The following is a 16,338-nucleotide window of genomic DNA, read 5'->3' on the forward strand; positions in this document are numbered from 1 at the left end:
AGATATTTATTCTATTGAATATTTATCTGAAAAATAGCTGCTTTAGTCTTTTTGCTGAAAAAAAGTGCACAGTATCCAATATGCGATACTGGCGCTTAATAAAGAATTCAATGATGGTATGCCAAAGTCGATTGTAGCGCCAACAAAGCTGCCTAATAAACAGGATATAATGGCATTCCATCCGATTAAAGGTATTGATGTTAAGCTTGGTAATTCGCCCGTTTGTCTAGAAGCATCGAGTAATTTACGATTAGTGTGAATGATATAATAATCAATCAACATTACGCCAATAATAGGAGGGAAAAGGATACCGAGAAAAGTGAGGAAATCGACAAATTTTTCTAGTATACCTAAAACAGATAAAATCGTTCCTATACATCCCAAAGTAATTGTTAGCCAAACGTAAGATAATTTTTTGCCAGTTAGTCCTTCAACAGCACTAGCAACACCTAATGATGAAGAATAGAGGTTTAAGTCATTAATTTTTATAGCTGATAAAATAACCGTAAGAAGACCGATCCAGCCGGCTGTTTGTCCCATAATTGTCACTACGTCATGGGTGTCCAGTGCATGGGCAATTAATATTGCAATACCATTAACAATAAATTCACCAATAATAATTGATGTTAATGTCATCCAAAAGACATGCCTACTACTTTGACAATAGCGTTTAATATCTGGTGTAGTGAAGGCGCCGGTCATACATCCACCAACAACTGCTGTAATCGCAGCGCTTAGAGTCATTGCGATACCGGTAGGTGTAGTCGTGATTAGATTGATAATATTATGATCTTTTACTAATAAAAAGAAAATCCAGCCTACTACCAGAGTAAAAAGTGGCACAGAAATTTTTGCTGTCCAATTTAACGCTTTAACACCAAAAGCAACTAATGTTGTTAGTGTTAAGCTTGAGATGATGGCCGCCCAACTAAAACCGAACCAATTATTAGTAGAATAATTTAGGCTGTTAGCTAAAATTGAATTTTGTATACCAAACCAACCTAGCAAACTAACAGCGATAATGATTCCGACCAACGCTGAACCTATACGCCCAAATCCGCACCAACGAGAAAGTAAACTAATTGATAATCCCTCTCTTGCACCGGCAATCCCCAAACCCAAACTTAATAATTCCAGTATTAAGGTACCGCATAATGTTGCTATCATTGCTTGCTCAAATGTCATGGCATGACCTAACATGGCGCCGAGCATAAATTGTGAAAGTGAGGTCATTTGTCCTATTCTGATTAATGCTACATTTAATAAACTCAATCTGGCACTATGAGGCACGCTATAAAGTGAATATGAAGCATGATCAGACATATATTAATTCTCCTGTTGTTTTACTGTTTGATTTATTTAACAAATTTTATTTCATTTTTTAGAAATTTTTGCGGAACATATCTATCAAATCCCGTTGATTTACAGTATTCAATCAGCTGTCTTAAACAATGTACGTCCACTTTTTTATAAATATTCTTCAGATGGACTTCTACTGTTTGGATGGCAATATTTAAAAATTTCGCTATTTCTTTACTACTAAGTTTTTGATGAGCAAGAAAAACGATATCAAGTTCTCTATTGGAAAAAAGATCATTTGGAGGAGTGAATAAATATACTGAAGGATGGGATATGTTTATGCATAAGTTGGCTAATTCGCGTCCGTGATAAATTGTTCCTATAATTTCGCCAGATTCGCTATAGAACGGTCGTTTTTCAAAAAAGTAGGGTTTTAATTTTTTTTCTTTAAAATTAAATGAGGTCTGAATTACAGCCTCTTTTTTGTCATTAAAAATTACATTGTTATCATGTATTATCAAATCTGAGGATAATTCTGCAACAGGATGAGGTAATTCGCTATCAAGTATACCTTCTATGTTAAAATCGAGCTTTATCCCTAGATGACTAAAGTTATTAGCATAAACATATCTCGAGTTTAAATCTTTAATTCCTCAGGGATCTTTCTCATGTTTTAAAAATGAGTGCAAGCTACCTAACTCTTTGCTTGATATAGTTTTTCCCATTGAAGTAACCTTTTTATTTTTAAATGGCTAAACCTTTTTTATGAAAAAATGATATCTTTTGCTTTGATTTTTAAGTTTTTATTAAATTTAGTGGCGCAGCGTTAATTTTTTTACAATAAGATTACGGCAGGACATATTTAAATAGTGATTTGGCAACATTTCAAACGGATGAATGCTAAATTGTTCAGTAATAATTTGTTTATTTTTTGAATATGATTGAATAGAGGTATTTGCTAATGTTTGTGAATTTATTTTAAATTTTGAGGAAATATCTGACGGGCTCGCACTGTTCTTTTGTAACTTATTACTAACGTTGATGAAACGCCAAATATGCATAAAACTAACAAACATTTTTGATCCCTCATTTTAAAGTGACAATTATCAGTTGGGTATAGATTTGCAGGAGGTAAAACCTCGTTTGTTAGAATTTCCTGACGTAAATATTACTTGAACCGAACCCAATTGTCTTACACGAAACAACAGTTAATTAAAGAATTTATATTTAATTCTCGTATGTAATATCGTTAATGATAGATTTATCATATTTGTTGCACTAAAGAAAAACGCTGATAATTATTATTAGCGTTTTTTGGTAACAAAAGGTTTATTTTCTCAAAATAGGTTATTTTTAACACAGTAGATAGTTAATGCGTTCTCATCAGTATATTGTGCTAAAAATTTAGTGATATTTATTTAATTTAAAGATTTTTTAAGCCATGACAAATAATTGTTATCGCCATCAGTTACTGTTATTGCTAATAACTCCGGAACTTGATAAGGATGATGGGTTTTAATGTGTGAAAAAACTTTTTCTTGTAAAGTGACATGTGTTTTGATGAGCATTTGTATTTCAGTTTGTTGTTCTAGCTCATCTTGCCAGTAATAAAACGAGATAGCTTTTGGTAATAGCGTAATGCAAGCAGCGAGTTTTTTGGCAAGTAATTGTTTAGTAATGTTTTTTGCGGTTTCTTCATCGGGCGCTGTACAGAGAATAATGCGAATACCTTCATTATTGCGATGTGAAGTTGCTTCATTTAAATGCTGTTGCATCATCAGTAACCACCTTTATAAAAATGTGATGAAAGGAATTAAAAACGGCTTCTTGAGCGAGTGTTAATTAGTAGAACAAATATGTGAATTTAAAAATTAGTTATATCTAAATTGTGTAGAAAATACATTACAATGTGTTAATTATTTTATATATAGATAATATATGTTAAAACCGTGATTTTTATTCATTATTGCTAATGCGATATGATCAAAATTAAATTTGTTAAGTTGATTTATTATAAATATGTTTATCTATTAGATAGTTGATATTTTAACTCAATACATAATAGTAACTAATAAAAAAATAATTTTTATGTTAACTGACAAAGTAACGCTTTCTCTAGCAGATAATCCTTGGTAATTTGTATAAATAATTTGTTAGTAAGGTATTGAAAAATGAAATATCATCGGTTAAACGAAGTTATTGAACTGCTGCAACCCTTATGGCAGGAATATCCAGAATTAAATTTGGCGCAATTATTGCAAAAATTAGCTGATGAAGCTGGTTTTAAAGGGGATTTATGCGATTTGACTGACGATACTTTGATCTATCATTTAAAAATGCGTAACTCTCCAACGGAAGCCGCGATACCTGGCTTGCAAAAAGATCACGAAGACGATTTCAAAACAGCACTTTTACGCGCTCGTGGCATCATTAAAGATTAACCTGATAGAGATAATAAAGTGACACAGCAAAGTGCTTTTCATTTCAAAACGATTACCCCCGATTTAATTCATGATGCGTTAATAGAAGTTGGATTATACCCTGATTCAGGGATAATCGAGTTGAATAGTTATGAAAATCGAGTTTACCAGTTTCTAGATGAACAGCATAAACGTTACGTTGTGAAATTTTATCGACCAACGCGTTGGAATCGGACTCAGATCCAAGAAGAACACGATTTTATGTTGTCTTTGTATGAAGCTGGTTTATCGGTTATTGCTCCTCTATTTTTCGCCGGGCAAACTGTATTGGAGTATCGAGGTTTTTTGTACGCAGTTTTTCCGAGTGTTGGGGGACGGCAATATGAGACTGATAACTTGTTACAGTTGGAAGAGGTAGGTCGATTAATTGGGCGCATTCATCAAATAGGATATCAGCACCATTTTTCTACCAGGCCAACTATTGGAATTGATGAATATTTAATTACTCCTCGTAACATTTTAGCGAATACTCCTTTATTACCCGGTAAATTAAAACAAAATTTTCTATTTGTCCTTGATGAGCTTATTGTTGAAGTAAAAAAGCGTTGGTCGCAACCGCATAGTTATCTTCGCTTACAGGGTGATTGTCATCCTGGTAATATTTTGTGGCGAGATGGCCCTTTTATTGTCGACTTTGATGATGCTCGTAATGGCCCAGCAGTACAAGATTTATGGATGCTTTTAAACGGCGAACGTCGGGAACAACGAATTCAACTTGAAATATTATTAGAAGCTTATACTGAGTATACGCATTTTGATAATGAACAGTTGGCACTGATTGAGCCTTTACGAGCAATGCGAATGATTCATTATTTATCATGGATTGTTCGGCGTTGGGAAGAGCCGGCTTTTCCGCGAGCTTTTCCTTGGATGATTGAGTATGATTTTTGGCGTAAACAGCAGTTACTTTTTTCTGAACAGATCAATGCGCTAAATGAGCAGCCTTTGCAACCCGGTTTAATATATTAATAAATGGAAAATATTTTTGGAGAATGAGTAATATGAATAAATTTTGGTTAGCTTTAATAGGGTTAGTACTGTCTTATGGTGTTTCTGCCGCAAATTACGCGGAGGGTACTGAATTTATCAAAATAGAAAAAGCGGTACAAAATGCACCTCGCGTCGTAGAGTTTTTTTCTTTTTACTGTCCACACTGTTATCAATTTGAATCCATCTATCATGTATCCCAAACCGTAGCAAAAAATTTACCTAAAGACATTAAAATGGAACGCTACCATGTTGATTTTTTGGGGCCATTAGGCGCTGAATTAACAAAAGCTTGGACGGTAGCAATGGTGTTGAAGGTTGAAGATAAAGTGTCACCATTGTTGTTTGAAGGGATCCAAAAGACAGAATCGATAAATACCCCTGCTGATATTAAAGCTGTGTTCATTAAAGCTGGCGTCAAAAGTGAAGAATATGATGCAGCGCTAAATAGTTTTGTCGTTAAATCGTTGGTTGTAAAACAACAGCAAGCAGTGGAAGAGTTTCAATTACGTGGTGTGCCGGCTATTTTTGTTAATGGTAAATATATGATACGTAACAATGGCATCACTATTGAAGATGTCAATAATTATGCTAAAGCTTATTCTGATGTTGTTAACTTTTTAATTAGTAAATAAGTAAGCCTTTTTTCCACCTTTTTTTAATAGCGCCATGTTGTACCAACGGTTTAACATATTGGTACAACAGCGGATTTTTCCTATTTTTTGGCATATTATTCTGTAATATCCACAAAAAAATGTTAACCGGCAAAAATAGCAGCGCGATATTATTTTTATCCGTAACGTCTTGATTATCATTTAATATTGTTTTCTAAGTTAAATCTGTTTAACTATTGAATATAGTATAATAAGAAGATTTACACACAAGTTTATCCACAGGATGTTCTAGTGCTATAAGCGGTGGAAAAGTGACAAATTGAAAATAAATTCAGGCAAAATTCGTCTCTCTCGCATGAGTGTGGCATTCTATCACTATTAATTATTTTGATGATGAAAAAGACTATGGCTCAAATTGCAGAAAACCCATTTATCCTAGTTGATGGCTCCTCTTACCTTTACCGTGCATATCATGCTTTTCCCCCATTAACCAACAGTGCAGGGGAGCCAACCGGTGCTATGTATGGTGTTCTTAACATGTTGCGTAGTTTAATTATGCAATATCAGCCGAGTCATATTGCGGTAGTATTTGATGCTAAAGGAAAAACTTTTCGGGATGAATTATTTGAGCAATATAAATCTCAACGACCACCAATGCCCGATGATTTGCGTGAACAGATAGCGCCGCTACATGAAATGGTTGCTGCCATGGGGCTTCCTTTATTGGTTGTTGCTGGTGTTGAAGCTGATGATGTAATAGGGACATTAGCTTTACAGGCTAGTAAGAAAGGATTGCCTGTACTAATCAGTACAGGAGATAAAGACATGGCTCAATTAGTGACCTCTGATATAACACTCATTAATACCATGACAAACACTATCTTAGGGCCAACAGAGGTTGTTGATAAATATGGTGTGCCACCTGAGTTGATGATTGATTTTCTCGCGTTGATGGGAGACTCTTCCGATAATATTCCTGGTGTACCAGGTGTAGGAGAAAAAACGGCATTAGCTTTATTGCAAGGAATTGGCGATCTGGCAACAATTTATAATGATTTGTCTGCAATTGCTCCGTTAGGGTTTCGTGGATCGAAAACATTAGCAGAAAAAATGGCACAACATAAAGACATTGCTTTTTTATCTTATAAATTAGCCACAATTAAGACTAATGTTGATTTAACTACAGATTATGATGGATTGGTTATGCAGGCGCCTGATATTGAAAAGTTACATGCGCTTTTTAGTCATTACGAATTTAAGCGTTGGTTAGCTGATTTACAAAATGGTAGTTGGCTAACGAAAAAAACAGCTAAATCTGCAACCACTATTTCTGATAACAATAGCGATATTTCTTTAGCTAAAGAGCCTGCAGCCGTACTATCAACAGAGCATTATCAAACGATATTGACCAAAGCTGATTTGATGCAATGGGTTGAAAAATTGCAATCGGCAAAGCGTTTTTCCTTTGATACTGAAACTGACAGCCTTGATACACTATCGATAAATTTGGTTGGGCTCTCTTTTGCCATTGAAGAAGGTAAAGCTGCTTATCTTCCGCTGGGGCATGATTATCTTGATGCGCCACAACAATTACCTTTAGATGAGGTGTTAGGGGCGATAAAACCGGTATTAATTGACCAAAATATTCAAAAGATTGGTCAGAATTTAAAATTCGATTACAGCGTGATGGCCAATTATGATATTGAATTAAAGAATATGGCCTTTGATACAATGCTGGAATCTTATATATTAAATAGTGTTGCCGGACTTGGTCGTCATGATATGGATAGTTTGGCGCAACGGCATCTCAATCATAAAACCATAACTTTTGAAGAGATTGCCGGCAAAGGAAAAAATCAGTTAACATTCAATCAAATCCCACTTGAACAAGCGTCAACTTATGCAGCCGAAGATGCCGACGTCACATTATTATTACACCAAACGCTTTGGCCTCAACTTGAGGCAGAACCTAAATTAAAAGAAGTTTTTCAACAGATAGAAATGCCGTTAGTACCGGTATTAGCCCGTATGGAGCGGGTTGGGGTGCTTATCGATGCAAATAAGCTGGCTAAGCAATCTCAGGAGATAGCAAGCCGATTAATGGAAATTGAAAAAGAAGCTTATGCTATCGCTGAACAAGAATTTAATTTGGCATCACCTAAACAATTACAAGCTATTTTGTTTGAAAAACTTCAACTGCCAGTGGTGAAGAAAACTCCTAGTGGGGCACCTTCCACTAATGAGGAAGTTCTAGAAGAGCTGGCCTTTAGTCATGAATTGCCAAAAATTATTCTGCAACACCGTAGCTTATCAAAATTGAAATCGACTTATACCGATAAACTACCCATGATGATCCATCCAAAAACGAAACGGGTACATACTTCTTATCATCAGGCAGTAACAGCGACTGGTAGACTCTCTTCCCGTGATCCTAATTTACAAAATATTCCAGTTAGGACTGAGGAAGGGCGAAGGATCCGTCAAGCGTTTATCGCTCGCGAAGGTTATAAAATTGTAGCCGCAGATTATTCGCAAATTGAATTGCGTATTATGGCCCATCTTTCGCAGGATAAAGGATTGCTTGATGCTTTTGCCGAAGGACAAGATATTCATAGAGCAACAGCGGCAGAGGTTTTTGGGGTATTGTTGACCGATGTGACTAGTGAGCAGCGCCGTAGCGCAAAAGCAATTAATTTTGGTTTAATTTATGGTATGAGCGCTTTTGGACTGTCCCGTCAGTTAGGAATTACTCGCGGCCAGGCACAGCATTATATGGATCGTTATTTTGAGCGCTATCCTGGTGTTTTAAATTATATGGAACGTACCCGCAAGCAAACTGCGGAGCAAGGTTATGTCGAAACGCTAGCAGGACGCCGACTCTATTTGCCCGATATTAATTCCCGTAATGCAATGCGACGTAAAGCATCTGAACGTGAAGCCATTAATGCACCAATGCAAGGAACGGCAGCAGATATTATAAAAAAAGCGATGATCACATTAGATAAATGGATTGAAACGGTAAAGCCTGATCTCTATATGTTGATGCAAGTACACGATGAATTAGTTTTTGAAGTAAAAGCGTCTGCTGTTGAGCGGTCACAACAAAAAATCCGTCAGCTAATGGAACATAGTATGCAATTAACTGTTCCACTAAAAGTTGATATTGGTATTGGTGATAATTGGGATGAAGCACATTAAAAAGAAAAAGCGGCATTTATGCTAATTGTCGATAAGAATTTTAAGTAAACTAACTTATTTTACTCGTGACAAAATAACGTAGTAGGTAATAACTTACTTTTGTTAGGATGATCGACCAAACTGTTTTAGTAAACTAGGCAGTTTTTATCACTAAAAATATATAGTTTTTGCTAATTATGTGCTAAAGTTATCAAAAAATTAGTTTTTATTACATAACGTTATGTTATGGCTTAAATTCAATCGAAAAAAATAACAAAAAACTTTTTTTATTCGCGAAATAAAGTAAAGTAATTGACGTAGAGTACAGAGGTAAGATGTTCTATTTTTAAAATCTATTACTTTATGTAATAAGATAAGCTAATTATTAAGCTGCTCTAGTCAAATAATTGACTGGAGCATTTTTTATTTGTTTTTAAGAAAATGTGACAGTAGTGATAGATAAAGCCCTCTAATTATCCATCATGTAGACTAATTATGCTCAGAATGGTGCTCATTGAACCATTCATCTAATTTAAGTTGTAATTTATCGATACCTATTTTTTTCAATGAAGAAAAGGTTTCAACTTGTATATTACCAGCCACTGTTTTTAATCTATTACGTACTGCTATGATTTGAGCTTTTTGTTTATTGGGTACTAGTTTGTCTGCTTTGGTTAGCAATACCAATATCGGGATATTCATTGCTACAGACCATTCAATCATTTGTATATCCATATCTTTTAATGGATGACGAATGTCCATTAATATTATCAATCCTTTTAAACATGTTCTTTTTTGTAAATATTCACTTAATGCTTGTTGCCATTGGCGTTTAATTGATTCAGGGACTTCTGCATAGCCGTAGCCGGGTAAATCAACCAGCCTAATACCCTCTGCAACTTCGAACAAATTGATTAGCTGTGTTCTGCCAGGTGTTTTACTGGTACGGGCTAGATTTTTTTGTTGGGTAAGTGCATTTAATGCACTGGATTTACCGGCGTTAGAACGTCCAGCGAAGGCAATTTCTATACCATGATCGTTTGGTAAATGGCGAATATCAGGTGCGCTTGTGACAAATTTTGTCTGGTGATAATTATAATTTTTGTTTGTCATCATTGTTTCTCGCTGATTTCGGCTTAAATTAGAGAAATTATACCTTTAAGAGGATAAATTAAGATAGTGATAGCTACATGAAAGATAGATTATTATGTGTTAATGAATTTTATTAAAAATAACATTTTTTACATAAGAAAAAAATATGGAATGTGACAGAATAGATCCTATTATTTAATTAGGTCAATTTAGGCCAGTTATGTATTTTTACTTAGTATAATGACCTGACGGTACTAAATTTTAGCTTACATTTTCATCTAAAATATAATTAAAAGGAACTTGAATGTTAAAACGTTTTTTTGTGCCGCTACTGGTAGCGTATATGGTTAGTATTTCTTCATTTGCTGTTGCAGCAGGAGATACTATCGTTAAATTAGTGACTTCGGAAGGTGAGATCGAACTTGAATTAAATAATAAAGCAGCGCCTATAACAACGGAGAATTTCATTCAGTATGTAAAAGCAGGTTACTATCAAAATACTATTTTCCATCGTGTGATCCCAGGTTTTATGATCCAAGGTGGTGGTTTTATTAGTGATTTGCAACCTCAATTAAATATTCGCTCGCCAATCAAAAATGAAGCTGATAATGGGTTACGTAATTTACGTGGAACCATTGCAATGGCGCGTACAACAGCTAAGGATAGTGCTACTAGCCAATTTTTTATCAACATAGCAGATAATGCATTCTTAGATCATGGCCAACGTGATTTTGGTTATGCTGTTTTTGGTAAAGTGATTAAAGGAATGGATGTTGTTGACAAAATTTCGAAAGTAAAAACAAAAGATATTGGTCCTTACCAAAATGTGCCAACTCAAGAAATAAAAATTATTTCTGCCAGTATTGAATAAGTTATCTAATAGCAGGAAATATTTTTCTGCTATTAAATTTAGCATATCTACCGATATTTAATTACAATAAGAAAACTAAAATAATTTACCTGTCTTTATCTTGCTATTAATGGCAGGACTTTACTTTATAATAAAACAAAATTTCCATCAGTTTATTAATTTATATCGTTATCTTGTTGTTAATGAGGAATTATTGTTTGAGTAAGCTATTACCTAGTTGCCAGAAATTAATAGAAAATATTGTTGAACCGAAAATAGAACATAAAAATAATCAATTTTCAGACTTACAGAATATGGCGCCTATGTCTACTTATTTTTTGGATGAGAAAATTGAATATATTCCGGGCAAAATGGTTCGATTTTCTGAAAAAACACAAGCGCTTATTACAAGTTCACCTACATTGAGTCGGGCATTGGAAACTTTAGAAATTGATGGTTGGAAATTAGTTGTAGCGCAACGGGAGCAAGGAACCGCGACCGATTTACGACGGAAAACTGTATTTATTTCAAATCGAGTATTGAATCATCCTAATTTGACTATTCAAGCGTTATCCCATGAAATTGGGCATATTTTTTATGCAGCAAAGCCAAATATAAAATCTAAATCAAATTTTGTTTCTCATTTTTTAGCCAGTGAAGGTGCTGCAACGATTAAAAATATTGAGATCCAACGAGAAATTATTAATCACATGGCAGTGGATATTGGAATTATGGCAAATCCAAGAAATATAGAATGTTATAATGAAGTCTATGATAATTATCTTATTGATAACAAATTTGATGAAGCAACTAAATATATTGGTGAAATTTATCGAAATAACGAAATAACATCAAATAATTTAAAACCTTATGGTCAATATTATAACGAAGTTTATAATAGTTTATAGTAATCCTTTATCATTATTCTCATTTATAATTATTGTGTTTATTTATTAAAATGAAACATTTTGATTGATTTTTGTAAGCCATTTTTTTCTACGGTTATGGTATGATAGCCCACGTTATTGTTATGGTATAATAATCAGTACAATTTGCCTTAATAATAAAGTTCATAATCAAGGAATTATTACTATAAAAATCATTTGGATAGCTAGTTATGCTTTTGATAATTGATAACTATGATTCGTTTACCTATAACCTTTATCAATATCTGTGTGAGTTAGGAGTTGATGTTGTAGTTAAACGTAATGATGCAATAACTATCTCGGAGATAGAAACATTAGCGCCGACACATTTAGTTATTTCACCGGGTCCATGTACACCTAATGAGGCGGGTGTTTCACTAAATACAATTTCATATTTTGCCGGTAAGATCCCAATTTTGGGGGTTTGCCTTGGTCACCAGGCGATTGGTCAGGCTTTTGGTGCTTCAATTGTCAAAGCGAGAGAAGTAATGCATGGCAAGGTATCTGCAATTCATCATAACCAGCAAGGTATTTTTAAAGGATTAAATCGTCCATTACAGGTTACTCGTTACCATTCTTTGGTGATTGATGCTGGAACTTTACCCGCTACCTTTGAGGTTACTGCCTGGACGCTACATGATGGAAATATTGATGAAATTATGGGTATTCGGCATAAAACACTACCTATTGAGGGCGTCCAATTTCATCCAGAAAGCATCTTGAGTGAGCAAGGACATGAGTTATTAAATAATTTTCTAAAGTATTAATTTATTACAAATTAGATCATGTCTGGCTATTTATTTCAATGATAAGTATAACTATCAACGTTGGAAAAATAGGTTTTATTTTGCTTGAAATGTAAATCTCAATAGGGGAAAAGCAGTATATAGAAAGTAAATATGTTTTTTGTATTTATCATCGATACAGGACTACTATTAAACATAATAAAAGAAATTTTTGTTAAATTTTTTATTATCAAAAAATGGTACAAAGATGATAATTTGTAAACGTATTTATGCGGATAAAACCAGTAATAATGGCTATCGGGTATTGGTTGATAGGATATGGCCAAGAGGTATTAAAAAACAAGATCTTCGCTATGATGAATGGAATAAAAATGTTGCTCCATTAAATGATTTAAGAAAATGGTTTCATAAATATCCAGCAAATTTTACTCAATTTAAGCGACTTTATTTTGAAGAATTAGAAAATAATCCTGATAGTTGGCAACATTTATTGCTTAAAGTAAAATCGGACTGTTTGATACTTCTTTTTTCTAGCAAAGACGAAGATCATAATAATGCGGTAGTATTAAAATCGTTTTTGGAAAATAAACTTAATAAGGTTTGATTATTATACTCTGACTATCTAGTAAATTTTATGATAGATAGTTCGATTATTTTTAATTTCAAATATCATATTAAAGTTGTATCATTATTCAGCTATTCGATTTTTTATTACTATTGTAATTATATATTCATAATTTAATTGTATATTAATAACAATAAATAAGTTTATAAAACCAATACACTACATAAAAGTAGGTACTGGTTTATAGAATATTAACGTGTACCGTAAACGACAATGGTTTTACCGTGAGCAGAAATCAGATTTTGATCTTCTAGCATTTTTAGGATACGTCCCACTGTTTCACGTGAGCATCCTACTATTTGACCTATCTCTTGGCGAGTTATTTTGATTTGCATTCCATCTGGATGCGTCATCGCGTCAGGCTGTTTTGCTAAATTTAATAATGTTTGCGCAATACGGCCTGTAACATCCAAAAAAGCTAGATTACCGACTTTTTCAGACGTTGTTTGTAAGCGTTTAGCCATTTGTGCTGATAATCGCATCAAAATATCTGGATTTACCTGTATTAATTGGCGAAATTTTTTATAAGAGATTTCAGCGACTTCACAGGCGCTTTTAGCTCTAACCCAAGCTGTTCGCTCTTGCCCTTCCTCAAATAATCCAAGCTCACCAATAAAGTCCCCCTGATTCAGATAGGAAAGGATCATCTCTTTTCCTTCTTCATCTTTAATCAAAACAGCAACAGAACCTTTTACAATATAATAAAGTGTTTCTGCTTTTTCGCCCTGATGAATAAGAGTGCTTTTGGATGGATATTTGTGAATATGGCAGTGTGACAAAAACCATTCAAGAGTCGGGTCTGTGTGTGGTTTGCCGAAAACCATTCGCTTAATCCTCTAATGTTATTGAAGCCTAAATATGAAAATACCAATCTTCATAAGGCTGGCTTATCTTATAAAATTCTAACATAGCATACTAACTTGTTTAGTTTGAAAAAGTTAATATTAACTATAGGGTATATTGATTCGGAATTTTTGGTATTGATCTTAACCATACTATAAATGTGCTTTTGCTTTGTAGCATAATAAAAGCATCCTGTCTCTACTGTCTCGATTCAGTCATGTTGTATAGACCAAATAATCCATATTTTAGCAATAAGTTGATTAGTTTTATTGTGTTTATTAATAAGTATGACAAAGTAAATATTACATTTGAAAATTAAACCGAAATAATAATATATTATTTCATAAGTTATCAAATTATAGCAAAAATAAATATTAACATTATAATATAATTACGTTATTAAATAATTAACCAGAAAATATTACCGCGATTATTATGATATACGGAAAAGATAATTTTATGCATAGTTTGAACTTTAAAATGGTTATAAGAATAAAAAATTGATATAAGTAAAAATATAATGCTGTGTTGTTAGCTTATTTTATGGATAATTTTTTTATTAGTGACAAGCTTTTTTACTAATGGGGTCATAATTAACTCCAATGCTAAACCTAGTTTTCCACCTGGAACAACCAATGTGTTCATTGAAGAAATAAATGAATTGTGTAGCATGGATAAAAGATAGGGAAAATCGATCTGGGTCAGACAATTAAATCGGATCACTATAAAACTTTCATCTGGTGAAGGAATCGCTTTAGCGGCAAAGGGGTTAGAGGTATCAACGGTTGGTACACGTTGAAAGTTGATATGGGTGCGAGAAAATTGTGGGGTGATATATTTAATGTAATCTCCCATTGAGCGGATAACTGAATCCATCACAGCTTCTCTTGAATGACCCCGTTCTGATGTATCACGAATTAGTTTCTGGATCCATTCAAGATTAACAATAGGCACAACACCGACTAACAAATCTACATGTTTAGCCACATTATATTTTGATGTTACAACCCCACCATGTAACCCTTCATAAAATAGTATATTGGTATTTTTAGGTAATGCTTCCCATGGTGTAAAAGTCCCAGGTTGAACGGCTTCATCGTAGGTGTGCAAATAGCGTCGGCGTTTTCCTGTCCCTTTTTCGCCATACTCGATTAAACTTTGTTCAAGCAGACCAAAATCATTGGATTCAGGTCCAAAATAACTAATATGACGACTCTGTTCCTTAGCTTTACGAATAGCAACATCCATTTCAGGGCGAGTATAACGATGAAAGCTATCACCTTCAATGGTTGCTGCCGAAAGCTTTAACTGAGTAAAGATTTTTTGAAATGCAAGGCTGGTGGTGCTGGTGCCCGCACCACTGGAGCCTGTTACTGCAATGATCGGATGATTAGCTGACATAATAAGTGGCTTCCATTACGCATTCAGATAACACAATATTTTAACACATTAATTACAATAACGTAAAATTTCTTTTTATATAGCGATGTATACAGTTATTTAAGAATGTAATTGTGTTTTTGGCAAAATATTTATCGTTTCATGTAATTCAGACCAGACAAGCACAACACTTCCTAATCGTAATTGTTGCTTAATATCCTCAACTTTTTCTTCCAGCGTTTTCTCATCTTTACCATAATCCGTTCCTTCTCGTAACACAAAGCTTTCAATCAAATTATTTAAAGTATCTGCTGCTAGCTGTTGCCATGGAATGATCATAAATTACGGCTCCAGATGTGGGGTTAACCAATCAGGTATGCGTTGCTCAAGCCACATTTTAGGCTGTTTTAATGTGCCACTAACAAACCCAACGTGACCACCATGTTCTGTCATTTGATACTCAATATTAGCGGGTAATTGGTTGATATCCGGTACAACTTCAGGCGCCATAAAAGGATCATCTTTTGCATGAATAATTAGTGTTGGCACACGGATATTCGGTAACCGAGGCAGAGCACTACATTGATGATAATAATCCGCTGCATCTTTAAAACCGTGTATTTTCGCCGTGATGACATTATCAAAATCACGTAGCCGTTTTAGCTTTTTTAGTTGTAGCAAATTAAGCGGTAATGAACCTGGGTAGCGAATGAGTTTGCGTGTTGCATTACGTTTAAGGCCGTTTAGTAAATAACGCTCATAGAATTGTGAAATCCCTTTTTCTAAACGAATTGAACAAGGCTCTAACATTAAAGGGGCGGAAACAATGACTGCTGCATTAACATCAGCATATTGTCCGGTTTCTGCTAAATAGCAAGCTAACATATTACCACCAAGTGAGTAGCCAACCGCGGCAATTGGTACTTGACCGTAAATCATTTTCTGCCATTTGAGGAAGTAGCGGGCATCGGTAATTTCACCGGAATGATAAATGCGTTTTTGTCGATTCGGTTCTCCACTACAGCCACGAAAATGCATAATTACACCAAGCCATCCTCGTCTTTTAGTCGCTTCTAACATGCCATGAGCATATGGGCTTCTAAAACTGCCTTCTAAGCCATGAAAAATGATCAGTCGAGGTTTATGCTTCGCAGATTGAGGATCTTCACTCCAAGCGAGATCAATAAAATCGCCATCAGGTAATTCTAGGCGTTGCCATAACGGTTTGATTTGTGGCTTTTTCCTCACAATACGCGGTAGTAGTGTTTGTAAATGAGGATTTTTAGCCCAATTTATTGGTTGAAAATTTTTACTCATAA

General features: G+C 34.3%; 17 protein-coding genes. 8 read left to right on the plus strand and 9 right to left on the minus strand.

Going from position 1 to position 16,338, the window contains the following annotated elements; all coding sequences use genetic code 11:
• Window positions 1-42: 42 nt before the first annotated feature.
• The 4 genes from AACL31_RS05290 to cutA form a co-directional block, all read right to left on the minus strand.
• A complete protein-coding gene (locus tag AACL31_RS05290; RefSeq protein ID WP_310512296.1) occupies window positions 43-1,323 on the minus strand; it encodes a cytosine permease in 1,281 nt (426 codons plus the stop codon).
• 32 nt (window positions 1,324-1,355) lie between these two features.
• Entirely contained in the window at window positions 1,356-1,820 is a 465-nt protein-coding gene (locus AACL31_RS05295; protein ID WP_310512295.1) for a helix-turn-helix transcriptional regulator, read from the minus strand.
• Between the two features lie 291 nt (window positions 1,821-2,111).
• The gene (locus AACL31_RS20935; RefSeq protein ID WP_409014147.1) at window positions 2,112-2,375 is read right to left on the minus strand and encodes a helix-turn-helix domain-containing protein; all 264 of its coding nucleotides are present in this window, start codon (window positions 2,373-2,375) and stop codon (window positions 2,112-2,114) included.
• 342 nt (window positions 2,376-2,717) lie between these two features.
• Window positions 2,718-3,074, minus strand: coding sequence for a divalent cation tolerance protein CutA (gene cutA, locus AACL31_RS05300; protein WP_310512305.1), 357 nt, complete (start codon window positions 3,072-3,074; stop codon window positions 2,718-2,720).
• A 396-nt stretch (window positions 3,075-3,470) separates the two neighbouring features.
• Here cutA and AACL31_RS05305 point away from each other — a divergent pair, with 396 nt between their 5' ends.
• The 4 genes from AACL31_RS05305 (at window position 3,471) to polA (ending at window position 8,578) form a co-directional block, all read left to right on the plus strand.
• Window positions 3,471-3,740, plus strand: a complete 270-nt coding sequence (locus AACL31_RS05305) for a YihD family protein (protein WP_310510179.1) — start codon at window positions 3,471-3,473, stop codon at window positions 3,738-3,740.
• An 18-nt stretch (window positions 3,741-3,758) separates the two neighbouring features.
• Window positions 3,759-4,748: a serine/threonine protein kinase gene (locus AACL31_RS05310; RefSeq protein ID WP_310512294.1), complete on the plus strand. Its 990-nt coding sequence runs from the start codon at window positions 3,759-3,761 to the stop codon at window positions 4,746-4,748.
• Between the two features lie 32 nt (window positions 4,749-4,780).
• Window positions 4,781-5,401, plus strand: a complete 621-nt coding sequence (dsbA, locus tag AACL31_RS05315; protein ID WP_032116083.1) for a thiol:disulfide interchange protein DsbA — start codon at window positions 4,781-4,783, stop codon at window positions 5,399-5,401.
• 384 nt (window positions 5,402-5,785) lie between these two features.
• On the plus strand, window positions 5,786-8,578 hold the full coding sequence (gene polA / locus AACL31_RS05320) for a DNA polymerase I (RefSeq protein ID WP_339053812.1): 2,793 nt from the start codon (window positions 5,786-5,788) through the stop codon (window positions 8,576-8,578).
• A 468-nt stretch (window positions 8,579-9,046) separates the two neighbouring features.
• Here the strand turns inward: polA and yihA are convergent, their stop codons facing one another.
• The gene (yihA, locus tag AACL31_RS05325) at window positions 9,047-9,670 is read right to left on the minus strand and encodes a ribosome biogenesis GTP-binding protein YihA/YsxC (RefSeq protein WP_310510349.1); all 624 of its coding nucleotides are present in this window, start codon (window positions 9,668-9,670) and stop codon (window positions 9,047-9,049) included.
• A gap of 283 nt (window positions 9,671-9,953) precedes the next feature.
• Between yihA and ppiA the strand changes: the two genes are divergently transcribed.
• The 4 genes from ppiA to AACL31_RS05345 all read left to right on the plus strand — a co-directional run bounded on the left by ppiA (window position 9,954) and on the right by AACL31_RS05345 (window position 12,775).
• On the plus strand, window positions 9,954-10,520 hold the full coding sequence (ppiA, locus tag AACL31_RS05330; protein ID WP_032116085.1) for a peptidylprolyl isomerase A: 567 nt from the start codon (window positions 9,954-9,956) through the stop codon (window positions 10,518-10,520).
• 197 nt (window positions 10,521-10,717) lie between these two features.
• Window positions 10,718-11,407, plus strand: coding sequence for a hypothetical protein (locus tag AACL31_RS05335; protein WP_310512292.1), 690 nt, complete (start codon window positions 10,718-10,720; stop codon window positions 11,405-11,407).
• A 209-nt stretch (window positions 11,408-11,616) separates the two neighbouring features.
• Window positions 11,617-12,192 (plus strand): aminodeoxychorismate synthase component II, encoded by a 576-nt coding sequence (locus AACL31_RS05340; RefSeq protein ID WP_310512291.1) that lies wholly within the window; start codon window positions 11,617-11,619, stop codon window positions 12,190-12,192.
• Window positions 12,193-12,418: 226 nt separating this feature from the next.
• On the plus strand, window positions 12,419-12,775 hold the full coding sequence (locus tag AACL31_RS05345) for a DUF488 domain-containing protein (RefSeq protein WP_310512290.1): 357 nt from the start codon (window positions 12,419-12,421) through the stop codon (window positions 12,773-12,775).
• A 212-nt stretch (window positions 12,776-12,987) separates the two neighbouring features.
• On the opposite strand, the gene crp is transcribed toward AACL31_RS05345, so the two are convergent.
• The 4 genes from crp to AACL31_RS05365 form a co-directional block, all read right to left on the minus strand.
• Window positions 12,988-13,620: a cAMP-activated global transcriptional regulator CRP gene (gene crp / locus AACL31_RS05350; RefSeq protein WP_032116089.1), complete on the minus strand. Its 633-nt coding sequence runs from the start codon at window positions 13,618-13,620 to the stop codon at window positions 12,988-12,990.
• Between the two features lie 550 nt (window positions 13,621-14,170).
• The gene (locus AACL31_RS05355) at window positions 14,171-15,040 is read right to left on the minus strand and encodes a phosphoribulokinase (protein WP_310512289.1); all 870 of its coding nucleotides are present in this window, start codon (window positions 15,038-15,040) and stop codon (window positions 14,171-14,173) included.
• Between the two features lie 99 nt (window positions 15,041-15,139).
• Window positions 15,140-15,358 carry a YheU family protein gene (locus tag AACL31_RS05360; protein ID WP_032116090.1) on the minus strand — a complete coding sequence of 73 codons (219 nt, stop codon included), beginning with the start codon at window positions 15,356-15,358 and terminating at the stop codon, window positions 15,140-15,142.
• A 3-nt stretch (window positions 15,359-15,361) separates the two neighbouring features.
• Window positions 15,362-16,336: a hydrolase gene (locus AACL31_RS05365; RefSeq protein ID WP_310512288.1), complete on the minus strand. Its 975-nt coding sequence runs from the start codon at window positions 16,334-16,336 to the stop codon at window positions 15,362-15,364.
• Between the last annotated feature and the right edge of the window lie 2 nt (window positions 16,337-16,338).

Origin of the sequence: Arsenophonus endosymbiont of Crataerina pallida (assembly GCF_964020125.1) — a bacterium.
GTDB classification, from domain to species: Bacteria; Pseudomonadota; Gammaproteobacteria; order Enterobacterales; family Enterobacteriaceae; genus Arsenophonus; species Arsenophonus nilaparvatae.